The sequence below is a fragment of the Microcystis sp. M31BS1 genome (assembly GCF_020245285.1).
GTDB classification, from domain to species: domain Bacteria; phylum Cyanobacteriota; class Cyanobacteriia; order Cyanobacteriales; family Microcystaceae; genus Microcystis; species Microcystis panniformis.
In genome coordinates this window covers 1-7,250 of record NZ_JADBVE010000364.1, presented here as the reverse complement: position 1 = coordinate 7,250, position 7,250 = coordinate 1, and the positions used below count along the sequence as shown (strand labels likewise).

Here is a 7,250-nt window from a genome sequence, read left to right as displayed (position 1 = left end):
TTCATAATAAATTTGGCAGAGGATTAAAGATTAGTTATTGTGACTAACTCTTTTGGTTAGAGAAAGATAAAATTGAGAATCTTCAGTCAAATTTATTGACTCAAAATTAGCTGTACTTAATTTAAATGAATCAACCCTAGGATTAAGGGGGGATCGAACCGGAAATGTTGCTTTTTTATCCCGATGGACAAGCTTTCACTAGCTATAATGAGGAAAAACAACGAGCGGAACGATTAGCCAATAAACTGCGGGAATTAGGCATTAATCCTGACGAAATCTAAGTTTATCTCTTAATCGCAGTTTAAAGTTAATATTTGTTAAGAGACAACTAAAAAATAGCCATTGGGCTATAGGTATTTTCAGTATGATGAAGTTAGTTGGCTTAGTACAAAAAAAGGTGGGACTTGCCCACCTTTATCACTAAACTATTGTCCTTGCTCCACTGCTGCCACCATCAATAAAGTTTTGAGGACAGAATCAGGATTAAGACTGATGGAATCGATGCCTAATTCCACTAAAAATTGAGCAAATTCGGGGTAATCACTGGGAGCTTGACCACAGATACCGATTTTGCGATTATGGGCTTTAGCGGTTTCAATGGCCATTTTCACCATGCGTTTAACTCCCTCATTCCGTTCATCAAAAAGATGGGCAACTAGGGCAGAATCCCGATCTAATCCTAAGGTTAATTGGGTCAAATCATTAGAACCGATCGAAAATCCGTCAAACACCTGAGCAAATTGGTCGGCAAGAATTACATTACTTGGTAACTCACACATCACATAAACTTGCAAACCATTAACCCCGCGTTCGAGACCATTTTTCGCCATTTCTTCGAGGACTCTCATCCCTTCTTCGGGGGTACGACAGAAAGGAATCATCGGAATCACATTAGTTAATCCCATTTCTTCCCGGACCATTTTCAGCGCCCGACATTCCAAAGCGAAAGCCTCGCGATAATTAGGATCAGTATAACGGGAAGCGCCGCGCCAACCGATCATCGGGTTTTCTTCCTTGGGTTCAAAGGGTTTGCCACCCAATAAATTAGCGTATTCATTGGATTTAAAATCGGACATCCGCACAATTACATCTTTGGGGTAGAATGCGGCTGCAATCATGGCAATTCCCCGGGCCAATTTATCGACGAAAAATTGGGGTTTATCCTCGTAGTGTTTGGTTAATTCGGCGATTTGGTCTTTTACGTCTCCTTCTTCCAGTTCGTGGAATTTCAGCAAAGCGCTGGGGTGGGCCTGAATATGGTTAGCGATAATAAACTCTAGACGCGCCAAACCGACCCCTTGGGCAGGAATATCGGCAAAAGCGAAGGCTTTTTCGGGATTACCGATATTCATGAGGATTTTTGTCCGAGTTTGGGGCAAATTATCCAAGTGAGTTTCGCAAATTTCAAAGGGTAGCAATCCGAGGTAAACTTTCCCTTCATCCCCTTCCGCACAGCAAACGGTGACTTCCTGACCGGTTTTAATCGTTTCCGTGGCATTATTGCAACCCACGATCGCCGGAATGCCCATTTCTCGTGCGATAATAGCGGCATGGCAAGTACGACCACCTTGATTAGTCACGATCGCGCTTGCTTGTTTCATAATCGGTTCCCAGTCGGGATCCGTGCGATTGGTGACGAGAACTTCTCCCGGTTTAAAGTTGTTGATTTTATCTACACTGAGGATGACTCTGGCTTTTCCTTGACCGATTGCCGCACCTACACTCCGTCCCACCGCTAAAACTTGACTTCTTTGCTTAATCTCGTAGGATTTAAGGATATTAGCGGCTTTTTGCGATTGTACGGTTTCTGGACGCGCCTGAACGATAAACAGTTCTCCCGTGATCCCATCTTTTGCCCATTCGATGTCCATGGGGGTGTAGGTTCCGCGCACTTGCGAGTAATGTTCCTCGATTTCGGCTGTCCAACGGGCTAAAGTGAGGATTTCTTGGTCATTAATGCAGAATTGATCCTGTTCTAGCTTGTTAACTCGGATATTCTTGGTTAGACGCGATCCTCCATCATCGTAGATCATCTTGATCGCTTTACTGCCGAGGCGTTTTTCGAGGATGGGTTTGTAACCGTTTTTAAGAGTCGGTTTAAAAACCAGATATTCGTCGGGGTTAACGGCTCCTTGCACGACATTTTCCCCTAAACCGTAGGCTGCCGTGATTAAAGCGGCATTTTTGAACCCTGTTTCCGTATCGATGGAAAACATCACCCCGGAGGTGGCTAGATCTGAACGCACCATTTTTTGGACACCGACGGAAAGGGCGACGGAAAAGTGATCGAAACCGTTATGATGACGGTAGGAAATAGCGCGATCGGTGAATAAAGAGGCAAAACATTTATGGCAAGCTTCTAAAACTCCCCTCACCCCTTGCACGTTGAGATAGGTTTCCTGTTGTCCGGCAAAACTCGCTTCTGGTAAGTCTTCGGCAGTGGCGCTTGAGCGAACGGCCACATCGATGGAATGATAGAGATCATCGCCATAACGTTCACAGAGTCGGCGATAGGCAATAGCGATCGCATGACTTAAATCATCGGGGAACGGTGTATTGAGGATTAATGTGCGCGCTTGTTTACCTTTTTCCTGCAAGTTCTGCACATCGTTTTCGTCTAAATCTTGGAAAATTTGTCTTAATTGTGCGTCTAGTCCGGCTTTTTCGACAAAGTGACGGTAAGCGTAAGCGGTGGTGGCGAATCCTGTGGGGACATTAATCCCTTTTGGGGTTAATTGTTGGATCATTTCGCCTAAGGAGGAGTTTTTGCCGCCGACTAATCCTACATCTTTGCTGTCCACTTCTTCAAACCACAGAATTAATGCTTGTTCTCTAGAGGTTCTCGCAACATCTTGTAGTAGCATCATAAGTATTTTTACCTCTGTACTTTATACTTTCAGTTTAGCGACATACCATCTTCAAAAATCCTTGAGTTTGATATTTATTTACAAAACTCTATAATAGCCAACTCAGCCACGATCACCCTATCTCTAAAGGGTTTAATTGTCTAGCTACTTAACACAAAAATTAACAAACTAATCAGGAGTCTCAACAGTAACTTTCCTCAATGATAGCCTTAGTTATCTCAAAATAGTTACAGCAGTTATCTCAATGGTGAGATAGGAAGTTTTCGTTTTGGGGAGTCGGTCGTCAGCAGTCAGGAGTCAATACCAAATTAGGTTATACTTTTTTTTATGAGAAGGGCTGTAATTTAGCTTTAGGCATTTTCAAGGTCTGATAATAGTTCTTCTTCTGTTAAGTCAATCATCCCTACGCCAAAATCGGTCAATCTCAATAAAAAATTAACCCTATCCACTCCTAATAAATTGGCAGCCATACCCTATGAAATAAGTAGCTGGTTATAATTAAATTAAAAATGGATTTTAGGTTCGATCCCCCCTGCCCCCCTTGATAAGGGGGGTGCCGATAGGCGGGGGGATCCCCCTTAATAAGGGGGGCATCTGATAATTTTTAACGCCTACCTACTTAGGTTTCATCTCAAAGAGTTTTACTACCATAGATCAAGTTGCTTCTCTCTCGAATTCCTCGCGGTTTTTTTGAAGAAAGTCGGGTAAATTTTCAGGATAATTTATGGTGAGTTGTAAAGTCATATCTCCTGCTATATTTATCTCATTTTTTTAGGTTGGATTTCACCTAGTTTAGCTCAATCCAACCTAGATTTATTTATATTTGTGTGATGGTAACATCAACAGTTTTAACCGTAGTTCCCAAACTGGATAGAGGAGGTTGAATTTCCTGTTCATTACCCACCACAAGAGTCACAATTTGATTCGGTTGCAGATATTGTTGGGCCACTCGTTGAATATCGGCAATTGTCACCCCTTTTACCGCTTGTTGATAACGGAAGATAAAATCTTGGGGATAACCATAGTATTCATAGGTCATCAATCGCGATAAATTCTGACCAGGTTTCTCAAACTTAAAAACAAAAGAATTGAGAATAGCATTTTTAGCGTCTTCTAATTCTTTGGCAGTAACGGGTTGATTGCGAAGGCGCTCGATTTCGCCTAAAATTGCCTTAATAAAAGGTACGGTGGCATCGGTGCGAGTTTGACCTCCGGCAATAAATAAACCGGGATAATCATAACGACTATTCCAGACACCATAGACAGAATAAGCTAATCCTTGACGGGAGCGCACTTCATTAAATAAACGACCACCAAAACCGCTTAAAATCTCATTTAATACCGTTAAAGCAGGATAGTCGGGACTATCCAAACGGCCCCCAAGATGACCTAATAAAACGCTACTCTGGGTTAATTGGGGTTGATTGACGACAAAAACACCTTGAAGATTTTTTTGGGTTGCCGAAGGGGTGACAATTTTAGGGGTAGTGGCGGGATTTTTCCAATCGCCAAAAGTCTTATTGATTAATGCTTTCATCGACTGAGAATCAAAATCACCGACAATTCCTAAAATTATTTGGTCGGGACGGACATAGGTACGATAAAAATCGATTAAATCCTGACGGTCAATATTAGCTAAAGTCCTATATTCTACAGTACGAGCGTAGGGGCTATTATCACCATAGACTAGCTTTTTAAACTCCCGACTAGCAATATCACTGGGATCATCATTACGTCGAGCAATTGCTCCTTTTTCCTGAACTTTAGCTAATTCCACCCTCTGACTTTCAAAAGCTGGGGAACGCAAAACCTCAGCAAAGAGATTAAAAACTGCTTCTAAATCTTCACTAAGGGCGCTAAAACTAGCAGTTCCAGCGTTAAGATCGATCGAGGTTTCTACGAGGGCTGCTCTTTGTTCTAATACTTGATTTAAGACATTAGAAGGATGTTTTTCCGTGCCACCACTACGCAGCACGGTTCCAGTAATATCGGCTAATCCGACTTTTTCCCCCGGTTCTAATCTTCCTCCCGTCCGAATCATCGCCGTACCACTCACTAAAGGTAAGCTGGGATCCTCCACTAAATAAACCACCATACCATTATCTAGTTGATAGCGCTCATATTGGGGAACTGTAACTTCAGGAAGGGGAGGAAAAGTTAAATCGGTAAAATGTCGCGGGGTTTGGGCAATTGCCGGGGAACGAAAAGCTAGGACACCTATCAGGGTGAGCAGGATTAAACCTAGCCATTGTAAGCGTTTTTTCATGATTATATTTATTTTAGGTTTTAGGTTTTAGGTTTTAGGGTGTTAGGGTGTTGGGGTGTTGGGGTGTTGGGGTGGTCACTGCGTGCGCGTTGCGGAGGGTGATGGGGTTTTAGTTGAAATTCCCCCATTTCCCCACTTCCCCCATTTCCCCATCTCTCTATTTTGGTAAAATTCGGCCAATAGTGCGATTTTCGGGGGTAAAAGTCTCTTTAGCCACTCGTTGAATATCGGCTGCCGTGACAGCATTATAAGCATCTAATTGGGCGAATAAATTACGCCAATCGCCGGTTTTTACCTCGTATTCAATCAAGGATCGCGCCATGCCCATGTTAGAATCAAGACCTCTTAATAGGGCTGCCCGTAGTTGATTTTTAACCCGTTCTAATTCCTGTTCCGAAACCGGTTCATTTTTCAATCTTTCCAACTCCAAATTTAAACCCTGCGCTACTTCCTCCAGGCTGACATTAGGAGCGCTCAGAGCATAGAATAACAGCAAATTCGGGTATTTATCTCCCGGAAAGCCGTTAAATCCCTGAGCAGCGAGGGCAAGTTGTTTGTCCTCCACTAAAGCTTTATACAGTCGCGAAGTTCTTCCTTCACTCATTAAAGTGGCGATAACCTCGTAAACCGCATGATCGGGATGATTGAGGGCGGGACGATGGTATCCTTCTAAATACCAAGGCTGCGAGTCTAATTTTAGGGTAATTTCCTTTGTTTTGGTTTGCTCCGGCTCTACTACCGTCACCTGGGGGGGTTTCGGTTTAGCGGGAAAACGACCAAAATAAACCTCAGCTAACTGTTTGACCTGTTCTGGGTCCACATCTCCGGCGATAGCTATGGTTAAATTACTGGCAGGATAAAATTTATCGAAAAAGTTTTGGATATCTGAGGGTTCCAGATTGCGAATATCTCGATCGTAGCCGATAACGGGACGTTTGTAGGGATGGACAGTATAAGCTTGATCGAGAAAAGCTTCGATTAATAGACCCAAGGGGCTATTATCCGTCCGCATCCGTCTTTCTTCCAGAATTACGTCTTTTTCTTTGTAAAATTCCCGTTGGAACACCGGTTCTAAAAATCGTTCCGATTCCAAAGACATCCACAATTCCAATTTATTCGACGGGAAGCTGTAAAAATAGCTAGTTGCATCGGTGGAAGTGGTGGCATTTAAACCGACTCCTCCCTGGGTTTCGACGATTTGCCCGTATTCGTTGCGTTGGACGAATTTCTCGGACTCTGCCTTCGCTTGTTGAAATTCTTCCGTTAATTTAGCCACTTCTGCGCTTTTACCCGCTTTTTTGGCCGCTTGTAGTTCTTTGTCTATAGCTTCAAGGCGATCGAGGACTTTTTTCTCGCTAAGATAATCGCTAGTACCAATGGTTTTTGTGCCTTTAAAGGCTAAATGTTCCAAAAAGTGGGCAACTCCTGTTTTACCGTCTGGTTCATCAGCACCTCCCACATCCGCGTAGGTGACAAAGGAAATAACCGGGGCATCGCGATTTTCTAGGATAATGAATTTTAGTCCGTTGTCGAGGCGAAATTCGGTAATTTTTTGTTGAAATTGCTTAAGGTAGGGGGTAATCGATTGTACATCGGCTGGTTGCTCTTTCGCTTGGGCAAGAAGGGGTGAGAAACTCCCAAAACCCCAAAACACAACGAAAGCCACCCAAAAGCCGATTACAGCCCGATAATAGGGGGTATTTTTAATGATCATAGATAGTTTTATCAGGTATCGTGGGAGCGAGAGATCGATCGCTATGTTCGATCTTAGCAGTCGATTGTTAGGAGAGGGGAGATGGGGCGCTTTTTTCAGTGTTGCCAAAGGCACGGCGTAGCCGTCCAGTAAACAGTAATCAGTTATCAGTGGGGGGTGGGGGAGTGGGAAGTGGGGAAGTGGGGAAGTAAAGTATCCTCTGGAACCCTACCCTGATTCTGTCGTTTTTAGTTGCACATCGCGTCACATCTGATAACTGATAACTGATATACTTTGCACGGCTACAACTTGCATTTTTTACTCAAGGACAATAATATAGTTTAAGAGTCATAATTAGAAGCAAAGCACTCATTAAAAACATGATTAACCTAGAATTCACGGAAGAAGAAAAGAACTCACTGTA

Annotated in this window: 3 protein-coding genes and 1 pseudogene; all 4 read right to left on the bottom strand. The window is 43.2% G+C overall.

Annotated features, from left to right (window positions below; all coding sequences use genetic code 11):
- Positions 1-425: 425 nt before the first annotated feature.
- The 4 genes and pseudogenes from ppsA to IM509_RS20440 all read right to left on the bottom strand — a co-directional run bounded on the left by ppsA (position 426) and on the right by IM509_RS20440 (position 6,847).
- Positions 426-2,867, bottom strand: coding sequence for a phosphoenolpyruvate synthase (gene ppsA / locus IM509_RS20455; RefSeq protein ID WP_185237801.1), 2,442 nt, complete (start codon positions 2,865-2,867; stop codon positions 426-428).
- A gap of 350 nt (positions 2,868-3,217) precedes the next feature.
- Positions 3,218-3,340, bottom strand: a pseudogene (locus tag IM509_RS20450) (UPF0175 family protein); the annotation flags it as partial.
- Between the two features lie 344 nt (positions 3,341-3,684).
- A complete protein-coding gene (locus tag IM509_RS20445) occupies positions 3,685-5,133 on the bottom strand; it encodes a M16 family metallopeptidase (RefSeq protein WP_072925229.1) in 1,449 nt (482 codons plus the stop codon).
- 157 nt (positions 5,134-5,290) lie between these two features.
- Positions 5,291-6,847 (bottom strand): M16 family metallopeptidase, encoded by a 1,557-nt coding sequence (locus IM509_RS20440; protein WP_072925226.1) that lies wholly within the window; start codon positions 6,845-6,847, stop codon positions 5,291-5,293.
- Positions 6,848-7,250: the final 403 nt, after the last annotated feature.